At 72.0% G+C, this 18,470-nt stretch carries 16 protein-coding genes and 1 riboswitch; of the genes, 9 read left to right on the forward strand and 7 right to left on the reverse strand.

The window, feature by feature from the left end; translation table 11 throughout:
• Positions 1-4: 4 nt before the first annotated feature.
• The gene (locus ACUW6W_RS09525; protein WP_166795239.1) at positions 5-178 is read right to left on the reverse strand and encodes a hypothetical protein; all 174 of its coding nucleotides are present in this window, start codon (positions 176-178) and stop codon (positions 5-7) included.
• Positions 179-329: 151 nt separating this feature from the next.
• Here ACUW6W_RS09525 and ACUW6W_RS09530 point away from each other — a divergent pair, with 151 nt between their 5' ends.
• Positions 330-1,013, forward strand: coding sequence for a response regulator (locus ACUW6W_RS09530; RefSeq protein ID WP_100056586.1), 684 nt, complete (start codon positions 330-332; stop codon positions 1,011-1,013).
• A gap of 11 nt (positions 1,014-1,024) precedes the next feature.
• On the opposite strand, the gene ACUW6W_RS09535 is transcribed toward ACUW6W_RS09530, so the two are convergent.
• The 4 genes from ACUW6W_RS09535 to ACUW6W_RS09550 all read right to left on the reverse strand — a co-directional run bounded on the left by ACUW6W_RS09535 (position 1,025) and on the right by ACUW6W_RS09550 (position 7,861).
• Positions 1,025-1,858 carry a thermonuclease family protein gene (locus ACUW6W_RS09535; protein ID WP_134415958.1) on the reverse strand — a complete coding sequence of 278 codons (834 nt, stop codon included), beginning with the start codon at positions 1,856-1,858 and terminating at the stop codon, positions 1,025-1,027.
• A 117-nt stretch (positions 1,859-1,975) separates the two neighbouring features.
• Positions 1,976-3,142, reverse strand: coding sequence for a glycine cleavage system aminomethyltransferase GcvT (gene gcvT / locus ACUW6W_RS09540; protein ID WP_100056587.1), 1,167 nt, complete (start codon positions 3,140-3,142; stop codon positions 1,976-1,978).
• A 13-nt stretch (positions 3,143-3,155) separates the two neighbouring features.
• Complete coding sequence (gcvP, locus tag ACUW6W_RS09545) at positions 3,156-6,092, reverse strand: aminomethyl-transferring glycine dehydrogenase (RefSeq protein WP_317676627.1); 2,937 nt, start codon at positions 6,090-6,092, stop codon at positions 3,156-3,158.
• 162 nt (positions 6,093-6,254) lie between these two features.
• Positions 6,255-6,371, reverse strand: a riboswitch (glycine riboswitch).
• A 218-nt stretch (positions 6,372-6,589) separates the two neighbouring features.
• A complete protein-coding gene (locus tag ACUW6W_RS09550; RefSeq protein ID WP_080694971.1) occupies positions 6,590-7,861 on the reverse strand; it encodes an Nramp family divalent metal transporter in 1,272 nt (423 codons plus the stop codon).
• Positions 7,862-8,060: 199 nt separating this feature from the next.
• Here ACUW6W_RS09550 and ACUW6W_RS09555 point away from each other — a divergent pair, with 199 nt between their 5' ends.
• Both ACUW6W_RS09555 and ACUW6W_RS09560 read left to right on the forward strand, forming a co-directional pair.
• On the forward strand, positions 8,061-8,432 hold the full coding sequence (locus ACUW6W_RS09555; RefSeq protein ID WP_036338798.1) for an ectoine synthase: 372 nt from the start codon (positions 8,061-8,063) through the stop codon (positions 8,430-8,432).
• Positions 8,433-8,514: 82 nt separating this feature from the next.
• Positions 8,515-9,255, forward strand: a complete 741-nt coding sequence (locus ACUW6W_RS09560; RefSeq protein ID WP_036383960.1) for a YoaK family protein — start codon at positions 8,515-8,517, stop codon at positions 9,253-9,255.
• On the opposite strand, the gene ACUW6W_RS09565 is transcribed toward ACUW6W_RS09560, so the two are convergent.
• Complete coding sequence (locus tag ACUW6W_RS09565; RefSeq protein WP_036383962.1) at positions 9,230-10,438, reverse strand: acyl-CoA dehydrogenase family protein; 1,209 nt, start codon at positions 10,436-10,438, stop codon at positions 9,230-9,232. The genes ACUW6W_RS09560 and ACUW6W_RS09565 overlap by 26 nt on opposite strands.
• 150 nt (positions 10,439-10,588) lie before the next feature.
• On the opposite strand from ACUW6W_RS09565, the gene ACUW6W_RS09570 reads away from it, so the two are divergent.
• Together ACUW6W_RS09570 and ACUW6W_RS09575 are read left to right on the forward strand one after the other, a co-directional pair.
• Positions 10,589-12,370, forward strand: coding sequence for an AMP-binding protein (locus tag ACUW6W_RS09570; RefSeq protein ID WP_036316146.1), 1,782 nt, complete (start codon positions 10,589-10,591; stop codon positions 12,368-12,370).
• Between the two features lie 78 nt (positions 12,371-12,448).
• Entirely contained in the window at positions 12,449-13,006 is a 558-nt protein-coding gene (locus ACUW6W_RS09575) for a MarR family winged helix-turn-helix transcriptional regulator (protein ID WP_036316148.1), read from the forward strand.
• A 29-nt stretch (positions 13,007-13,035) separates the two neighbouring features.
• Here the strand turns inward: ACUW6W_RS09575 and ACUW6W_RS09580 are convergent, their stop codons facing one another.
• On the reverse strand, positions 13,036-13,809 hold the full coding sequence (locus ACUW6W_RS09580) for an SDR family NAD(P)-dependent oxidoreductase (RefSeq protein WP_036316150.1): 774 nt from the start codon (positions 13,807-13,809) through the stop codon (positions 13,036-13,038).
• Positions 13,810-13,988: 179 nt separating this feature from the next.
• On the opposite strand from ACUW6W_RS09580, the gene ACUW6W_RS09585 reads away from it, so the two are divergent.
• Genes ACUW6W_RS09585 through ACUW6W_RS09600 form a run of 4 tightly spaced genes read left to right on the forward strand, consistent with a single transcriptional unit; the run spans position 13,989 to position 18,445 of the window.
• On the forward strand, positions 13,989-15,515 hold the full coding sequence (locus tag ACUW6W_RS09585) for a CoA-acylating methylmalonate-semialdehyde dehydrogenase (protein ID WP_135019530.1): 1,527 nt from the start codon (positions 13,989-13,991) through the stop codon (positions 15,513-15,515).
• Between the two features lie 34 nt (positions 15,516-15,549).
• A complete protein-coding gene (gene mmsB, locus ACUW6W_RS09590; RefSeq protein WP_135019531.1) occupies positions 15,550-16,467 on the forward strand; it encodes a 3-hydroxyisobutyrate dehydrogenase in 918 nt (305 codons plus the stop codon).
• Positions 16,464-17,261: an enoyl-CoA hydratase gene (locus tag ACUW6W_RS09595; RefSeq protein ID WP_100059002.1), complete on the forward strand. Its 798-nt coding sequence runs from the start codon at positions 16,464-16,466 to the stop codon at positions 17,259-17,261. The genes mmsB and ACUW6W_RS09595 overlap by 4 nt, the downstream gene beginning before the upstream one ends.
• The gene (locus tag ACUW6W_RS09600; RefSeq protein WP_135019532.1) at positions 17,258-18,445 is read left to right on the forward strand and encodes an enoyl-CoA hydratase/isomerase family protein; all 1,188 of its coding nucleotides are present in this window, start codon (positions 17,258-17,260) and stop codon (positions 18,443-18,445) included. The genes ACUW6W_RS09595 and ACUW6W_RS09600 overlap by 4 nt, the downstream gene beginning before the upstream one ends.
• Positions 18,446-18,470 lie beyond the last annotated feature (25 nt).

Consider the following 18,470-nt stretch of genomic DNA (forward strand, 5'->3'; position numbering starts at 1 on the left):
GGGGTCAGTCGCACCAGATGCCGAAGTGGCGACAGGTCCACTCCGCAGTGCCCTTGGAGAGGCCCAGGGGCGTGACGACGTCGTCCTCGGCCGAGGCCGCCGAGGCGGCGGCGGCCGGAGCGCCGACGAGGGTGGAGGCGAGAAGGAGAGCGGAAGCGAGGAGAGCGCGAGTCTTCATGGCCCCAGTATGTATGACGCCCGTCACAAATGGTGCACGCCGCGCACAGGCCGCGCCGCGGCATGGCGCAGATGACGGCCGGCGGGCACCCCGGCCTCGCCCCGACGCCGACAAGGTGGCATGCGCCACAGCACCGGTTACGCTGACCTGCGTGTCCGAAGAGCTGCGCATCCTGATCGCCGACGACCAGCCGCTCATGAGCGGCGCGCTCCGCGTGCTCGTCGACTCTGCCCCCGGCATGACCTGCGTGGGTGTGGTCGCCAACGGCGTCGAAGCCGTGGAGGCGTGCGCCGCCATCGAGCCGGACGTGGTCCTGATGGACATGCAGATGCCCCTGATGGACGGGGTGGAGGCCACACGCCGGATCAAGGAGACCCACCCCGCGATCCGGGTCCTGGCGATCACCACGTTCACGTCCGAGGACTATCTCGTGCCGGCCCTGCGCGCCGGAGCGGGCGGCTACCTCCTCAAGGACGCGGAGCCGCCGGCCATCCTGGGCGCCATTCAGGCCGTCCATCGCGGCGAGTCCGTGCTCTCCCCCGCCGTGGCGACCAAGCTGCTCGCCTCGATCGAGCGGGACCGGCCGACGGTGGGCCCCACCTCGGTGCAGCCCGGCAGCCCCGACGGCTCCGACCTCACCGAGCGGGAGCTGGGCGTGCTGCGGCTGCTGGCCAGGGGTCAGTCGAACCCGGAGATCGCCGCGAACCTCTTCGTCTCCGAGTCCACGGTCAAGGCCAACCTCACGCGGATCATGGCCAAGCTGGAGGTCCGCGACCGCGTCCAGCTGATCATCCGGGCGGCCCAGCTCGGGCTCGTCACCCTCGCCCTGGACTGAGCGCGGCGGGGTCAGCCACGGGCCGCGATCTCGTTGCGCCGCGTGTTGAGGTCCTTCAGGACTTGCATCCCGTGCTCCACCACCGGGTCCGCCTCGGCCAGGAGCGACTCCTTGGCCGGCCCGTAGGCGAGGTCGGCGAACGTGCCGTTCTCCGGGTCGAGGGCCCGGATCTCCTGCTGCACCAGGCGCACCTGGTCCAGGCCGGCCGCGTACTCCACCGCTCGCTCGTCGATCTTCGTCAGGGACGCCTCCGCGTCCTCCGGGATCTGCTCCAGGGCGAACTGGGCCTCGTAGAGCCGGTTCTGGTACGTGCAGGGCTCCTCGATGTCGTAGAGCCCCACGCCGCGACCCACGGCCTCCTGATTGGCCTGGGCGATCTCCTCCGCCAGGCGCTTGCCGACGGCGACATCCGTGGGGGCGGCCATGCCGGCCTCCGCCATGGCCACGTTGACGGTGCCGCCGCCGATCGAGATGACCGCGCTCTCCATCCCTTCGGGCGCGCCCTCGTCCGAGGTGGTCATGCTCGCGGTCGCCCCCTGCGGGAGCCGATCACGCAGCCAGGAGTAGGACTCCTCCCCCATGCAGAGGTTGGGGCCGACCTTGAGGCCCTCCGGGTTGCGGCCCGCGCTCGTGACGCCGGCGAGGACCACGGTCCGCTCGGTGCCGCCTTGGTTCACCACCACGGTGTTGCCGTCCAGCACGGTGACGATGTCCACGCGGGCGGCGTCGGCGGCCACGCCGCGGAGGACGGTGACGATGCCCAGCAGGAGCAGGACGGCGGCGACGGCGAGGAAGACCAGCAGCCCCTTCAGGGGGACCCGGGCACGGGCGGCGACGTGAGTCATGCGGACTTCCTGCAGGTGGACGGCGGGACGGGGGGCCGCGACGACGGCCCGGAGCCCGAGTCTAGCGAAGGGCCCCGGGACCGCCGAGCGGCGGGCCGAGGGACGGCTGCGTCGGGCTCAGCGCTCCCGGCGGTAGAACGGCGTGGCCACCACGGTGAACGGCTCGCCGCGGCCGCGCAGGTCCACCTGCAGGGACGTGCCCTCGGCGGCCACGTCGCGGCGGACACGGGCCAGGGCGATGGGGTGTCCGAGGGTCGGGCTGGGGGCGCCCGAGGTCACCTCGCCCACCCGCTCGCCGGACTCGTCCAGCACGGCGTAACCGTGCCGGGCGGCACGCCGACCCGCGCCCTGCAGCCCCACGAGGACCTCCTCGACGTCGTCCCTGCCGACCAGCGCGGATCGTCCGACGAAGTCGGCCTCCTTGCTCGCGGGCACCGCGAAGCCGACGCCAGAGGCGTGCGGCTGGTGCCCGGTGTCCAGCTCGTTGCCGTAGAGCGGCATGCCCGCCTCGAGGCGCAGCGAGTCCCGCGAGGCGAGCCCGCACAGCGTCAGCTCCACGCCCGCCTCGTCCGCGGCCGAGAGCATCGTGTTCCACACGGCGGAGCCGCGGTCGCCGGCCTCGGCGGTGGAGGCGGCGGGCAGGAACAGCTCGAAGCCGTCCTCACCGGTGTAGCCGGTGCGGGCGACGACGGCGATGACGTCACCGGCGTCCGTGGGCACGGTCAGGGTCAGGTGGCCGTAGTACTTCAGCTCGGCCAGCTGCGCCGCGGCCTCCGGCATGGCCCGGGCGAGGATCCTCTCGGCCTGCGGGCCCTGCACGGCCACGAGGGCGGTGGTCGAGGACTCGTCCTCGACGACGGCGTCCCAGCCCGACGCCCGCTGGTTCAGGGCGGTGTGGACCGCGGCGATGTTGCCAGCGTTGGGCACCACCAGGTAGTCGGGCTCGGAGCCGGCCTCGCCGTCGTCCATCCGGTAGACGATCGTGTCGTCGAGGACGGTGCCGGCGTCCGTCAGGCACAGGGCGTACTTGGCGCGGCCGGGCTTCAACGTGGAGAGCACGCTCGAGAGGGCGTGGTCCAGCATGGCCCCGGCCTCCGGGCCGGTGACCCGGATCTCGCCCATGTGGGAGAGGTCGAACAGGCCTGCGGAGGTGCGGACGGCCTTGTGCTCGGCCAGCTCGGAGCCGTACTTCAGGGGCATGTTCCAGCCGCCGAAGTCCGTGAACGTGGCGCCCGCGGCCTCGTGGACCGGGTGCAGCGGGGAGTTGCGCGTCGAATCGCTCATGGGGGTGATCCTCTCAGTCCTCGTCGGCGGTGTCGGCCACGGCGCCCTCGAACGCCTCGGGCGGCGGGCACGAGCACACGAGGTTGCGATCGCCGTAGGCGCCGTCGATGCGGCCCACCGGCGGCAGGTACTTGTCCAGACGCAGGCTCGGCACCGGCGTGCCCGCCTGGGCGCGCGAGTAGGGGCGATCCCACTCGTCGGCCATCAGGACGTTGAGGGTGTGCGGGGCGCGACGCAGGACGGAGTCCGCCACGGTCTCCGGGGTGACGGCGGTGATCTCGGCGTGGATGGCCTCCATCGCCTCGATGAACCGCTCGATCTCCTCGAGGTCCTCGGACTCGGTGGGCTCCACCATGAGCGTGCCGGCCACGGGGAACGCCAGGGTGGGGGCGTGGAACCCGTAGTCGATGAGGCGCTTGCACACGTCCTCGGCGGTCACGCCCGTGCGGGCCGTGAGCTCGCGCAGGTCGAGGATGCACTCGTGCGCCACGAGGCCGTCGTTGCCCGTGTACAGCGTCGGGTAGAGGGGCGCGAGGCGGCGGGAGATGTAGTTGGCGCCCAGCAGCGCGTGCGCGGTGGCGGAGCGCAGGCCCTCGGCGCCCATCAGGTGGATGTAGGCCCAGGAGATGGGCAGCACGCCGGCCGAGCCGTGCGGGGCCGCGGTCATCAGGGCCTCGCGGGAGGGCAGGTACGGCACCAGGTGCTCGCCCACCGCCACGGGGCCCACGCCCGGGCCCCCGCCGCCGTGCGGGATGCAGAACGTCTTGTGCAGGTTCAGGTGGGAGACGTCTCCGCCGAACTCGCCCGGCTGGGCCAGGCCCACGAGCGCGTTGAGGTTGGCGCCGTCGATGTACACCTGGCCGCCCGCGGCGTGCACCGTGGCGCAGACCTCCTTGACGTCGGCGTCGTACACGCCGTGCGTGGAGGGGTAGGTGATCATGATGGCCGCGATGCGGCCCTCGTTGGCCGCGATCTTGGCGCCCAGGTCGGCGGCGTCGATCGTGCCGTCGTCGGCGGTGGCGACGACGACGACCTTCAGCCCCGCCAGCACGGCCGAGGCCGCGTTGGTGCCGTGGGCGGAGGCCGGGATCAGGCAGATGTCCCGCTCGCCCTCGCCGCGGGCCAGGTGGTACTGGCGGATGGCCCACAGGCCCGCGAACTCACCCTGCGAGCCGGCGTTCGGGGCCACCGAGACGCCCGCGTAGCCGGTGATCTCGGCGAGCTTGGACTCCAGGTCCGCGATCAGGAACCGCCAGCCCTCGGTCTGGTGGTCGGGCGCGAACGGGTGGATGGAGCAGAACTCGGGCCAGGAGATGGCCTCCATCTCCGCGGTGGCGTTGAGCTTCATGGTGCACGAGCCCAGCGGGATCATGGTGCGGTCCAGCGCCAGGTCGTAGCCGGAGAGGCGGCGCAGGTAGCGCAGCATCTTCGTCTCCGAGTGGTGGGTGTTGAACACCGGGTGCGTCATGAACGCGGAGGAGCGGCGCAGCGACTCCGGCACGGCCGGGGTGGCCACGGCGCCCTCGTGCGCGGAGGCCGGCAGGGAGCCCGCGTCCAGGCCGAACGCCGTCAGGACGGCCACGAGGTCGGCGTCGACGGTGGTCTCATCGGCGGCAATCCGCAGGGTGTCCGCGTCCACCAGGCGCAGGTTCACGCCGTTCTCCTCGGCGGCCTGCAGGACCTGCTCGGCCCGGCCGGGCACGCGGACGGTGATCGTGTCGAAGAAGTGCTCCTCGGCGACCTCGACGCCACCGGCCCGCAGCGCCTCCGCCAGGCGGACGGCCTGGGCGTGGGCGTGGCGGGCGATGCGGGCGATGCCCTGGGGGCCGTGGTAGACGGCGTACATCGAGGCGACGATCGCGAGCAGCGCCTGGGCGGTGCAGATGTTGGAGGTGGCCTTCTCGCGCCGGATGTGCTGTTCGCGCGTCTGGAGGGCGAGGCGGTAGGCGGGCTTGCCGGCGTCGTCGTGGGAGACGCCCACGAGGCGGCCCGGCATGCTGCGCTGCAGGCCCTCCTTCACGGCCATGTAGGCGGCGTGGGGGCCGCCGAAGAACAGGGGCACGCCGAAGCGCTGCGTGGAGCCGACGGCGATGTCCGCACCCTGCTCCCCGGGCGGAGTGATCAGGGCGAGGGAGAGGATGTCCGCGGCGACGGTCACGAGGGCGCCGGCCTCCTTGGCCTGCGCGATGACGGCGGCGTGGTCGTGGATGCGGCCGGAGTCGCCGGGCTGCTGCAGCACGACGCCGCACAGGCCCTTCTCCTCGACCTCGGCGCGGACGTCCTCCGGGATGCCTGCGGAGAGGTCGGCCACGCGCACGTCGATGCCCACGGCCTCGGCGCGCAGGCGCACCACGGAGAGGGTCTGCGGGAAGAGGTCCGCGTCGAGGAGGGTGACGCCGTCGGTCCTGCGGCGGTTGGCGCGGTGCATGAGGAGCACGGCCTCGGCGGCGGCGGAGGCCTCGTCCAGCAGAGAGGCGTTGGCGATGTCCAGGCCGGTGAGGTCCTGGACCATCGTCTGGTAGTTCAGGAGGGCTTCGAGGCGGCCCTGGGAGATCTCCGGCTGGTACGGCGTGTAGGCCGTGTACCAGGCCGGGTTCTCCAGCACCTTGCGGAGGATGACGCCCGGGGTGACGGTGTCCGAGAAGCCCTGCCCGATCATCTGGGTCTTCATGACGTTGCGGCCGGCGATCTCGCGCAGCTGCTCCAGGACCGCGGACTCGGTCAGCGGGGCGGGCAGCTCGAGGGGCTTCGGCTGGCGGATGCCGGCGGGGACGGCGGTGTCCACGAGGGCCTCGAGCGAGTCGTAGCCCAGGGTCTGCAGCATGTGCTCGACGTCCGCGGGGCGCGGGCCGATGTGGCGGGCCACGAAGGGGGCCGAGGCGGCGTCCTTGGGCTCGATGCGCTCGTGGGGCAGCGCGGTCGTGCTCTCGGTGGTCTGGGGGCTGGTCACGGGGTACCTCCGGGGGGATCCTGCCGTGGTCACGGCGTGGGTCTGCTCCTCCCCGCTCTGTCATGGACCTGAGAGTTTCCGACGCCCGGGTGGGCGGCTTGCACCGTCGGTGGTCTCGGTCCGGACGCGGGCGCGGCGGAGTGAGACGCTTTCCAGAGCGCCTGACCCCACGCGGTACGGATGCCTGAGAGATTCCCGGGGAGGGTTTGCTCCTTCGGCGGCCTGCTCACGCGGCCGGCCGGGGCAGGACGCGCGCCGACGCTCTCCCGCGCGGGGCATGCGGCGTGCCGCCAGTATCCCACACGTGTAGGCCGCGTCACAGGGCGACCGGGAGGGGCCGGACGGGGCGTGTCGAGGTCTTTCGTTGATGAAACGGCGGCGTGTCGAAGCGCTTTCGTTCAGGAAACGGGTGACGGGAGGAATGACTCAGTCGCATGCCGTCGGCTCACGACAGTCGGTAAGGGACGTCATTCGGCGGCGCGCGTCATCGCCGGGCCTCAATCCCACAGCCCGGCAAGCCCGCCCAGCTGGTAAACCGCGAGCCCGATGACGACAAGACAGACAAGCCCTCCCAGGGCGTTGGCCAGTGGGCCGTTCCGATGCGAGCCCATCAGCCGACGACTGTTCATCACGACCATCAGGAATACGGCCACGATGGGCAGGAGAAGCCCGTTCGCCGCCTGTGCGATGACGATGACCTCCGTGGGATTCGTTCCCGTCAGGGCAATGAGGGCACCGATCGCAAGGACTGCGCCCCACACGATGCGAGCAGGGACGCTGCGCAGATCGGTGTCCTGGCCCAGTGTGCCGGCAATCGCGTACGCCGCGCCGAGCGGGCCGGCTACGGCGGACGTGAACCCGGCCGCGAACATGCCCGCCGCGAACACCCAGCCAGCCGCGTCCCCGAGGAGGGGTTCCAGGGCGGAGGCGAGGTCCCGACCGGTCTCGGCCTGCATGCCCTTGACGTACATCCCACCGAACGCCGTCGCCATCACGGCCAGAGTGATTACACCTCCGACGGAGATCGACACCGCCGTGTCCGTCCTCGCCGCTCGGAGAGATTCCCGCGAATCCAGACCCGGCCCCCATTTCTCCTGCACCAAACTCGCGTGCAGGAAGAGGTTGTAAGGGACCACGGTGGTCCCGATCAGTGCGACCGCCAGCAACGCCGTGCCGGGTGGCAGCCGGGGAATGAACATGCCCATCAAGAGGTCGCCGATCGGAGGCTGAACTAGGACTGCAGTGACGATGAACAGCAGCCCCAATAACCCGACCATGACGGTCAGCACCCGCTCGATCAGTTTGTAGCTGCCTGTCCAGAGCAGAATGCCGATCGTGAGGACGATCCCGATGACGACCACGGGCTGACTGAGTCCGGTCACACTAGTCAAGGCGAGGGCGGTGCCGACTGTGTCACCACCGGCGTAGGACGCCCCTCCGATGCCGATCGCCGCGACGACGAGGATCGCCATGACAAGTCGTGCCGGCACCGAGGAGAACACCTCGCGCAGAGCGTGTCCGAGACTCATGCGGGTCGCGAGGCCCAACCGTCCCGACATCTCCTGCAAGACGATGGTGGCCAAAATTGAGAAGACGACAGCCCAGGCCAGGACGAATCCCTGCTCGGCTCCGGTAACGATGGAGGTTGTGATGGTCCCCGGCCCGATGAAGGACGCGGCGATGATTAGCCCCGGACCGAAACGACTAGGCCTCTCGTCTTGGGGCAACACCTCATTGGAGAACCGGCCATCCCTCGCCTGCGTTGCCATCGCGTCTCCTCCATCTCCGGCCCGCATGGGTCAAGATGAAGCGTATGCCGGGTATGATACACATCATAGTGGATCTGGACTATTTCATCCCATATGAGCCCCCACGTGTTGCCCCTTATGGTCTGAGACGGGCATCCCTACGATGGAGCCAGGGCTACGGCCCTTTGCCCGACCCGCAGAGCTCGCCGAAAGGAACGCCATGTACACCCGTAGCCGGAACGACGTCGAGAAGGTCGAGTGGGGCGGAGGCACCTCCGAACGCCTCATCACCGCGAAGGACGAGATGGGTTTCGCCGTCGCCCACACGATCGTGCGCGCCGGATCGTCCTCGAAGCTCCAGTACCGCAACCACAAGGAGGCCTGTTACTGCATCGCGGGCAACGGCTCCGTGGTGGAGCCGGACGGCACCGTCCACGAGATCACGCCGGGTGTCATCTACGTCCTGCCGGACCACGAGCCGCACGACCTGCGCGGCGGCACCGAGGACATGCACCTGATCTCGGTGTTCAACCCCGCCATCACCGGCGACGAGAAGCACACCCTGTCGGAGGACGGCTACTCCAGCTACTGAGCCCGGGCACGGTGAGGGAGGCGTCGACGACAGCGCCTCCCGCGTCGGCGCCGACGGCGGCGTCCGGTCGTAGGATGGCGGGGTGCTCAACCTGTGCGCCCCCGAGCGCACCGTGCGCCGCAACACCCACCTGGCGCTGGTGCTGACCGCGATCGCGGGGATCCTCAACTCCGTGGGCTTCGTCGCCGTGGCCACGTACACGTCCCACATGACGGGGATCGTGGCGTCCATGGCGGACGCGGCGGTCCTCCACGCCCCGGGTCTGGTCGGCACGGGCCTGCTCGCGCTGGCCATGTTCATCCTGGGCGCGGTCGTCTGCGCGCTGGTGTTCAACTGGGGCCGGGTCAACGGCCTCCGCTCGCGCTACGCCAACATCCTCCTGCTCGAGGGCGTCGGCATGCTGGTGTTCGGCCTGCTCGCCGAGCACGTCCGCGATGCGCACCGGCCGCTGGTCGTGGTGGCCGTGCTGTGCTTCACCATGGGCCTGCAGAACGCCTTGATCACCCGCATCGGGGCGTGGCCGATCCGCACCACGCACGTGACGGGCATGGTCACGGACATCGGCGTCGAGCTCGGCAAGATCCTGTACCGCAACGCGCCCGCGGCCGCGGCCCCCGTCGTCGGGGAACCGCGGCGCGTGGGACTGCTGGCGCTGCTCGTGGCCCTGTTCTTCCTGGGCGGGGTGGCGGGCGCGGCCGGCTACCTCTGGCTGGGCTTCGAGGTGGTCATCCCGGTCGCCGGCGTGCTGCTGCTCATCGCCCACCGCCCGCTGATCCAGGACCTGCAGGACGCGTGGCTCACACGAAGGCCGAGACGCCCGTGAGGGCACGCCCCACGATCAGGGTGTTCATGCCGTAGGAGCCCTCGTAGGAGTAGATGGCCTCCACGTCCCCCATGATCTTGGCGATCTCGTGCTCCGTGAGCAGGCCGTTGCCGCCGAGGGCGTCGCGGGCGAGCGCCGCCGAGGACCGGGCCAGCCGGGTCGAGGTGGCCTTGGCCATCGCCGCGTGCATCATCTCCATCCGCCCCTCCTGCCGCAGGGCGTCCACCTGGAGCATCATCCCGGCGGAGGCGGCCAGGTTGCCGGCGACCTCGGCGATCTGGGCCTGGATCAGCTGGAACGCGGCCAGCGGGCGACCGAACTGCTGCCGCCGCAGCGCGTAGGAGCGCAGCACGTCCAGCACGCCCATTTGCGCGCCGACGCCCTGCCAGCCGACCCACATGCGCGAGTCGCGCAGCAGGGCGCGGGTGGCGGCGAAGGTGGTGGCGCCGGGCAGGATCGCGTCCGTGGGCAGGCGCACGTCCAGGGTGATGTCCGCGTTCTGCATGATCCGCAGGCCCATCTTCCCGCTGATCTTGGTGGCCTCGTAGCCGGGGGTGTCGGTGGGCACCACGAAGCCCTTGATCTCGCCGTCGGCGGTGTCGCGCGCCCAGACGAGCGCGACGTCGGCGATCGTGCCGGCCCCGATCCAGCGCTTGGCGCCGCGGATGACCCACTCGTCGCCGTCGCGGGTGGCGGTGGTGGCGAGGCCTCCGGCGATGTCCGAGCCGTGGTCCGGCTCGGTGAGGCAGAACGCGCCCAGGGCGTCGAAGGATTCGAGGCGCCCCTGCCACGTGGCCTTCTGACGCTCTGAGCCCAGGCCGGCGATCATGCCGAGGTTGAGCTCGTTGTGGATGCCCACGAGGGCGGACAGGGACAGGTCCACACGGGCGATCTCCGCGTGCACGAGCTGCTGGAACAGCGAGGACGAGCCGTCCAGGACGAGGCGCCCCAGACCCAGCTCGGCCAGGCCCGGCAGCAGGTCGAACGCGAACTCCTCGGCGTCCCAGTAGCGGGTCAGGTGTGGCCGCACGCGGGTCTGCAGGTGGTCCTCGATCGCGTCGAGCCGGGCACGCTCGACCGGTTCGAGGCGGTCCCGCAGGCGCAGCAGGTCCACGTGGGGCAGGCCGGGGGGGACGGCGGGCGCGCCGGAGTCGGGGACGGGGCGGTCGGCGATGGCGGTCATGGCTCTCCTTCGGGGGCGGTCCGACGACGGCGGGCGGTTTCGCCGCGAATCCGACTGTAGGACTTCCAACTATCCAGGTCTGCCAGTAGTGTTCCAGATCACAGGCCCCCGGCCAAGGATCCGTTCAGCAGCCATCCCGAGGAGGGACCCATGACCGTCCAGGACCCCACCGCCGTCGCCGCCCCGTCACCGACGGAGGTGTTCCGCGCGGCCCGCGACCTGCTGGTCGAGTGCCAGACCGACTATGAGCGCGCCCGCGCCGAGTTCGAGTGGCCCCGCTTCGAGCACTTCAACTTCGGCTTCGACTGGTTCGACCGCCTGGCCCAGGACCCGGCCCGCGCGGACGTGCCGGCGCTGATCATCGCCGAGGACGACGGGCGCAGCACCGAACGCACCTTCGCCGAGCTCTCCGCGGCCTCCAGCCGGGTGGCGAACTGGCTCTCCGCGCAGGGCCTGCGCCGCGGCGACCGCCTCATCCTGATGCTGAACAACCAGGTGGAGCTGTGGGAGTTCATGCTCGCCTGCATCAAGCTGCGGGTGGTCATGGTGCCCACCACCACGCAGATGACCTCCGGGGACCTCGAGGACCGCGTGACGCGCGCCGGCGCCGCGTGGGCCGTGGCCGGCGCCGAGGACCTGGCCAAGTTCGCCGGCGTCGGCGAGGACCTGCACCTGGTGCACGTGCCGGGCGTCTTCGCGGAGGGCCCGGCGCGCCGCGCCCCCGAGGTCGCCGGCCACACCGTGCTCTCCTACGACGACGCCGACGACGCCGCCACCGAGCTGACCCCGGCCGAGCCGACCCCCGCCGACGAGACGCTGCTCTTCTACTTCACCTCGGGCACCACCTCGAAGCCGAAGCTCGTGGAGCACACCCACACCTCGTACCCGGTCGGCCACCTCACGACGCTCTACTGGATCGGTCTGGAGCCGGGCGACGTGCACCTCAACGTGGCCTCCCCGGGCTGGGCCAAGCACGCGTGGTCCAACTTCTTCGCCCCGTGGATCGCGGAGGCCACGATCTTCGTGCACAACGCCCGCAAGTTCGACCCCGCGGCCCTGATGGCCAACATGGAGCGCTACGGCGTCACGAGCTTCTGCGCCCCGCCCACCGTGTGGCGCATGCTCATCAAGGCGGACCTGGCGCAGCTGACGACCCCGCCGACCAAGACCATCTCCGCGGGCGAGCCGCTCAACGCCGAGGTGATCGACCAGGTGCACAAGGCGTGGGGCACCACGATCCGCGACGGCTTCGGGATGACCGAGACCACCCTGCAGATCGCCAACACCCCGGGCCAGAAGGTCGTCATCGGCTCCATGGGCCGCCCGCTGCCCGGCATGGACGTCACCCTGCTCGACCCGCTCACGGGCCAGGAGGCCGAGGAGGGCGAGATCTGCCTGCGCCTGGACCCGCGTCCGGTGGGCCTGCTGAAGTCCTACTACGGCAACCAGGAGAAGACGGACGAGGTGTTCCGCGACGGCGTGTTCCACACCGGCGACATCGCCCGCCGCGACGAGAACGGCGTGCTGACCTATGTGGGCCGCGCGGACGACGTCTTCAAGTCCTCGGACTACAAGGTGTCCCCGTTCGAGCTGGAGTCGGTGCTGGTCAAGCACCCGGCCGTGATGGAGGGCGCGATCGTCCCCACCCCGGACGAGCTGCGCCTGGCCGTGCCGAAGGCCTTCGTCACCCTCGCCCCGGGCCACGAGCCCACCGCGGAGACCGCCCGGGCGATCCTGCGGTTCACGCTCACCCAGCTGCCCCCGTACAAGCGCATCCGCCGCATCGAGTTCCTCGAGCTGCCGAAGACCATCTCGGGCAAGATCCGCCGCGTGGAGCTGCGCAAGGCCGAGGTCGAGCGCGCCCAGACGGGCGCCGCCCCGGACGGCTACGGCACCGAGTTCCGGGAGGAGGACCTGGACCTGCAGCGCTGACCGGCCGTTCCCCGCCACCGCCCCGTCCGTGTCCGGCGGTGGCGGGGGACCCCCGGTGCGCCGCTAGTCTGGAGCGCCATGAAGAAGCCACCCCTCGCCCAGGACCCCATCCGGGAGGCCGCCCGGAACTGGGAGCGTCACGGATGGGGTGACGTCGCCCGCCCGATGGCCGCCATCACCTCGATCATGCGGGCCCAGCAGATCCTGCTGGGTCGGGCGCAGGCCGCGCTCAAGCCCTACGGGCTCACCTTCGCGCGGTACGAGCTGCTGGCGCTGCTGAACTTCTCGCGCGAGAAGCGGATGCGGATGTCCAAGGCGTCCGCGCTCCTGCAGGTCCACCCCACCTCGGTGACCAATGCGGTGGACCGGCTCGAGGCCGCCGGGCTGGTGGAGCGCACACCCCACGAGTCGGACCGCCGCGCGCTCGTGCTCGCCCTCACGGACGAGGGCCGGCGCGTCGCCGTCGCCGCCACGGAGACGCTCAACGCCGAGGTCTTCGGCCGTTCCGGCTTCGGTCCGGCGGACGTGGACACCCTCATCGACGTCCTCGGCCGGTTCCGCGCCGAGGCCGGCGACTTCCAGGCCGACGGCCCCGACGCCGGCGCGCCCGCGACGGCGGAGCACACCTCCTCCTGACGCGCCCTCCGGCCTCCGGACCGTCCGACTCAGCGGGGCTCGAGGCGCACGGCGCCGTCGAGCCGGATGACCTCGCCGTTCAGGAACGGGTTGGACACGATCTGCTCGACGAGCAGCGCGTAGTCCTCGGGCCGGCCGAGGCGGGCCGGATGCGGGGTCTTGGTGGACAGCGCCTCGCGGGCGGCCTCGGGCAGGCCGGCCATCATGGGCGTCTCCATCAGACCGGGGGCGATCGTGACCACGCGGATCTGCGAGGAGGCGAGCTCGCGGGCCGCGGGCAGGGTCAGCGCGACCACGGCGCCCTTGGAGGCGGAGTACGCGATCTGGCCGATCTGCCCGTCGTAGGCCGCCACGGAGGCGGTATTGACGATGACGCCGCGGTCCTCGCCGAGCGGCTCCTGCGCCTTCATCGCGGCGGCGGCCTGGGCCATCATCGACACGGTGCCGACCGCGTTGATCGCCAGGACCCGGCTCAGCACCTCGGTGGACAGCGGCCCGTCGCGACCCACGAGCTTGCCCGGCGTCGCCACGCCGGCGCAGTTGACCAGCACCCGCAGCGGCCCGGCCTCCAGCGCGGCGGCCACGGCCTCCCGGGCGGTGTCCTCGGCGGTGACGTCGCCCGTCACGAAGCGCGTGCGGGGGCCGAGGGCGGCCACGGCGTCGGCACGGACGGTCTCGCCCTCGCGGTCCGGCAGGTCGACCACCACGACGGCGGCGCCCGCGTCCGCCAGGCGGCGGGCGGTGGCATGGCCGAGGCCCGAGGCCCCGCCGGTGACGATCGCGCTCTGGTTCGACAGGTCCATGGGCGGACCCTCCCTTCCTCCTCGGGATACCCCCCGAGTTCGATAGTTGCATGTCCTACGTTCTCATCTTAGATTAGCGGATGAGTAACCCAGATCACACGCACGGCCGGGCCCGCCCCGCCCGCCGTGGGCGGCGCCGCCCGGCGTCCGCCTTCCGCCTGGACCCGCGAGGAGCCCCCATGTCCGAGAAGACCGCGCCCACCGAGACCGCCCCCGTGATCCCCCACTTCGTGCACGGCGAGCGGCGCGAGGGCGCCTCCGGCCGGCACGGCGACGTCTACCACCCGGCCACGGGCGGCGTGGCGGGGCGCGTGCCGCTGGCCTCCGCCGAGGAGATCGACGCCGCCCTGGCCTCCGCCGAGGAGGGCTTCGCCGCGTGGTCGAGGCTGAACCCGCAGCGCCGCGGCCGCATCCTGCTGCGCTGGGTCGACCTGATCAACGAGAACATGGACGAGCTGGCCACCGTGCTCGCCCAGGAGCACGGCAAGACCTTCCCGGACGCCCAGGGCGACATCCAGCGCGGCATCGAGGTCGTGGAGTTCGCCGCGGGCGCCCCGCACCTGCTCAAGGGTGAGTTCACCGCCGACGCGGGCACCGGCATCGACGTGCACTCCATCCGCCAGCCGCTCGGCGTGGCCGTGGGCATCACGCCCTTCAACTTCCCGGCGATGATCCCGCTGTGGAAGGCCGGCATCGCCCTGGCGGCGGGCAACGCCTTCGTCCTCAAGCCCTCCGAGCGCGACCCCTCCGTCCCGGTGCGCCTGGCCGAGATGGCCCTCGAGGCCGGCATGCCCGCCGGCGCCCTCAACGTGGTGCACGGCGACAAGGCCGCCGTGGACGCGCTCATCGAGGACCCGCGCGTCAAGGCCGTCGGCTTCGTCGGCTCCACCCCGATCGCGCAGTCCATCTACGCCCACGCCGGCCGCATGGGCAAGCGCGCGCAGTGCTTCGGCGGGGCCAAGAACCACGCCGTGGTCATGCCGGACGCGGACCTCGAGATGACCGCCGACGCCCTGGTCGGCGCCGCCTTCGGCTCCGCCGGCGAGCGCTGCATGGCGATCTCCGTGGCCGTCCCGGTCGGCGAGGAGACCGCCGACCGCCTGATCGCGCTGCTCCGCGAGCGCATCAAGGACCTCAGGGTCGGCCCGTCGCTCGAGGCGTCCTCGGACTTCGGCCCCGTCGTCTCGAAGGACGCGAAGGAGCGCATCGAGGGCTACATCGCGGCCGGCGTCGAGGCGGGCGCCGACCTGGTCGAGGACGGCCGGGGCGTCGTCGTCGAGGGCCACGAGGACGGCTTCTACGTGGGCGCCACCCTGTTCGACCGCGTCACCCCGGAGATGAGCATCTACCGCGAGGAGATCTTCGGCCCGGTGCTCTCCGTGGTCCGCGCGAAGGACTACGAGGAGGCGCTCACGCTCGTGAACGAGCACGAGTTCGGCAACGGCGTGGCCATCTTCACCCGCGACGGCGACGCCGCCCGCGACTTCTCCACCCGCGTGGACACCGGCATGGTCGGCGTGAACGTGCCGATCCCCGTGCCGATCGCCTACTACACCTTCGGCGGCTGGAAGGCCTCCGGCTTCGGCGACCTGAACCAGCACGGCACGGACGGGCTGAAGTTCTACACCAAGACGAAGACCGTCACCACACGCTGGCCCTCCGGCGTGCGCGAGGGCGCCAGCTTCGTGATGCCGGCCGGCTCCTGACCGCCCCGCAGCCCGTCCCGACCAGGAGGACCCCATGACCACCGTTCTGTTCCTCGGCCTCGGCCACATGGGCGGCCCCATGGCCGCCAACCTCGCCGCCGCGGGCCACCGCGTGCTCGGCTTCGACCTCGTCCCCGAGGCCCTCGAGAAGGCCCGTGCGGCCGGCGTCGAGACCGTCACGGACACGGCCGCGGCGGCCGCGGAGGCCGACGTCGTGCTGACCATGCTCCCCCACGGACGCCTGGTGCTGGACGTCTACCGGGGTGAGGACGGCGACGGCGGCCTGCTCGCCGCCGCCCGGCCCGGCACCGTGTTCCTGGACTGCTCGACCATCGACGTCGCCGAGGCCCGCGAGGCGGCCGCGGCGGCGGAGGCGGCGGGCATGCGGGCGGCCGACGCGCCGGTCTCGGGCGGCCAGGTGGGCGCCGAGGCCGGCACCCTCGCCTTCATGGTGGGCGCCTCGGACGAGGTGTACGCCGAGGTGCTGCCGCTGCTCGAGGTCATGGGCGCGCGAATCGTGCACTGCGGGGCCGCCGGCCTGGGCCAGGCCGCGAAGATCTGCAACAACATGGTGCTGGGGGTCACGCAGATCGCCGTCGCCGAGGCCTTCGTCCTGGGCGAGCGCCTGGGCCTGCAGCACCAGGCCCTGTACGACGTGATGAGCAAGGCCTCCGGGCAGTGCTGGTCCCTGACCACCAACTGCCCGGTGCCCGGCCCCGTCCCCGGCTCCCCCGCGAACCGGGACTTCCAGCCCGGCTTCGCCGGCGCCCTGATGGCCAAGGACCTCGGGCTCGCGCTCGCGGCCCTGGACGAGCAGGACGTGGCGGCCGACCTGGGCCGCCTCGCGCAGGCCAAGTACGCCGAGTACGCCGCCGGAGAAGGCGCCGCCCGCGACTTTTCCGGCATCATCGAGGACATCCGAGCATCCCACACGGACAGGAGCGAGGCATGAGCGAGCAGACCACCCCGGACGGCGCCGAGTCGCCGATCATCGTGGAGCGGCAGGGCCGGGTCGGCCACATCCGCCTGAACCGGCCAAAGGCCCTGAACGCGCTGAACGAGGCGACGATGCGCGCCGTCGTCGCGGCGGTACAGGAGCTGGACACCGACCCGGAGATCGGGGCGATCCTGCTCTCCGGCTCCCCCAAGGCGTTCGCCGCCGGTGCGGACATCAAGGAGATGGCCACCAAGGAGTTCTCCGAGATGTACGCGGCCGACTGGTTCGCCGGCTGGGACGGGCTCACCCGTGCCCGCACCCCCATCGTGGCGTGCGTGACCGGCTACGCCCTCGGGGGCGGCTGCGAGCTGGCCATGATGGCCGATGTGCTCGTGGCCGGCGAGGGCGCGAAGTTCGGCCAGCCCGAGATCAACCTCGGCGTCATCCCCGGCATGGGCGGCTCCCAGCGCCTGACCCGCGCCGTGGGCAAGGCGAAGGCCATGGACATGATCCTCACCGGCCGCATGATCGGGGCGGAGGAGGCCGAGCGCATCGGACTCGTCTCCCGCGTGGTGGCCGACGAGAAGGCCCTCGAGGAGGCGCTGGAGGTGGCCGCGACCATCGCGTCCAAGTCCAAGCCGGCCTCCTGGATGGCCAAGGAGGCCGTCAACGCCGCGTTCGAGACCACGCTCGCCCAGGGCATCGCCTTCGAGCGCCGCGTGTTCCACGCCGCGTTCGCCACGGCGGACCAGAAGGAGGGCATGGACGCGTTCGCGGCGAAGCGCGAGGCGGGGTGGCAGCACCGATGAGCGACGCGCAGACCACGGCGACGACGGCCCCCGCGGCCGGGCAGGACGGCGCGGCGGACGAGGTGCTCCTCGAGGTCCGCGACGGCCTCGGCCGCATCACGCTGAACCGTCCGCGCGCCCTGAACGCGCTGACGCAGGACATGGTCCGGGCGATCGACGCGGCCCTGACCGACTGGGCCGCGGACCCCGCCGTGCGCGGCGTGCTGATCCGCGGCGCCGGGGAGAAGGGACTGTGCGCCGGCGGCGACGTCGTCTCCCTGCGCGCCTCCCTCCTGGCGGGGCGGTTCGCGGAGGCCGAGGAGTTCTTCCGCGACGAGTACGCGATGAACGAGCGCATCGCCGCCTACCCCAAGCCGTACGTGGCCTTCATGGACGGCGTCGTCCTGGGCGGCGGCATGGGCGTGTCCGCGCACGGCTCGCACCGTGTGGCCACCGAGCGGACGCGCGCCGGCATGCCCGAGACGGCGATCGGGTTCACCCCCGACGTCGGCGGCTCCTTCCACCTCGCCCGCGCACCCTTCCAGGCGGGCCGGCACCTGGCCGCGACCTCGGCGCACGCCTCCGGGTCCGACGCGGTGGCCCTGGGCCTGGCGGACGTCTTCGTGGAGTCCGCCCGGCTGGACGAGCTCGAGCAGGCCCTCGCCGCGGCGTTCGGCGCCCTCGGCCCGGCCGCGGACGCGGGCGCGCGCGACGAGGCCGCCTTCGCCGCCGCCGACGAGGTGCTGGCCCGGTTCGCGGTGGCCGAGGACGCACAGCCCGCCTCCGCGCTGGTGGCCGGCCGGGAGTGGATCGAGGACGTCTACGACCGGGAGACGGCCGCCGAGGTCCTCGCCGCCCTGGACGAGCGCGCCGCCGCGGGCGGGGAGCACGCCGAGGCCGCGGGGCAGGCCGCCGAGGCCATCCGCACCAAGTCCCCGACCGCCGTCGCCGTGGCCCACGAGGCCCAGCGCCGGCTGGCCGCGCGCGGAGCGGACCTGACCGTGGCCGACGCACTGCGCCAGGAGTTCACGATCGCCACCCACCTGATGCGCGAGCCGGACATGGCCGAGGGCATCCGCGCGCTGCTCGTGGACAAGGACAAGGATCCGACGTGGAGCCCGGCCCGGCTCGAGGACGTCTCGACCGAGGACGTGGCCGGGCACTTCGAGCCCGTGTCCGGGGTGGACCCGCTGCAGCTCGGCTGAGCCCGCCCCGACGGACCGCGCCCCG

It is taken from the genome of Micrococcus sp. 093350064-1 (genome assembly GCF_053627955.1).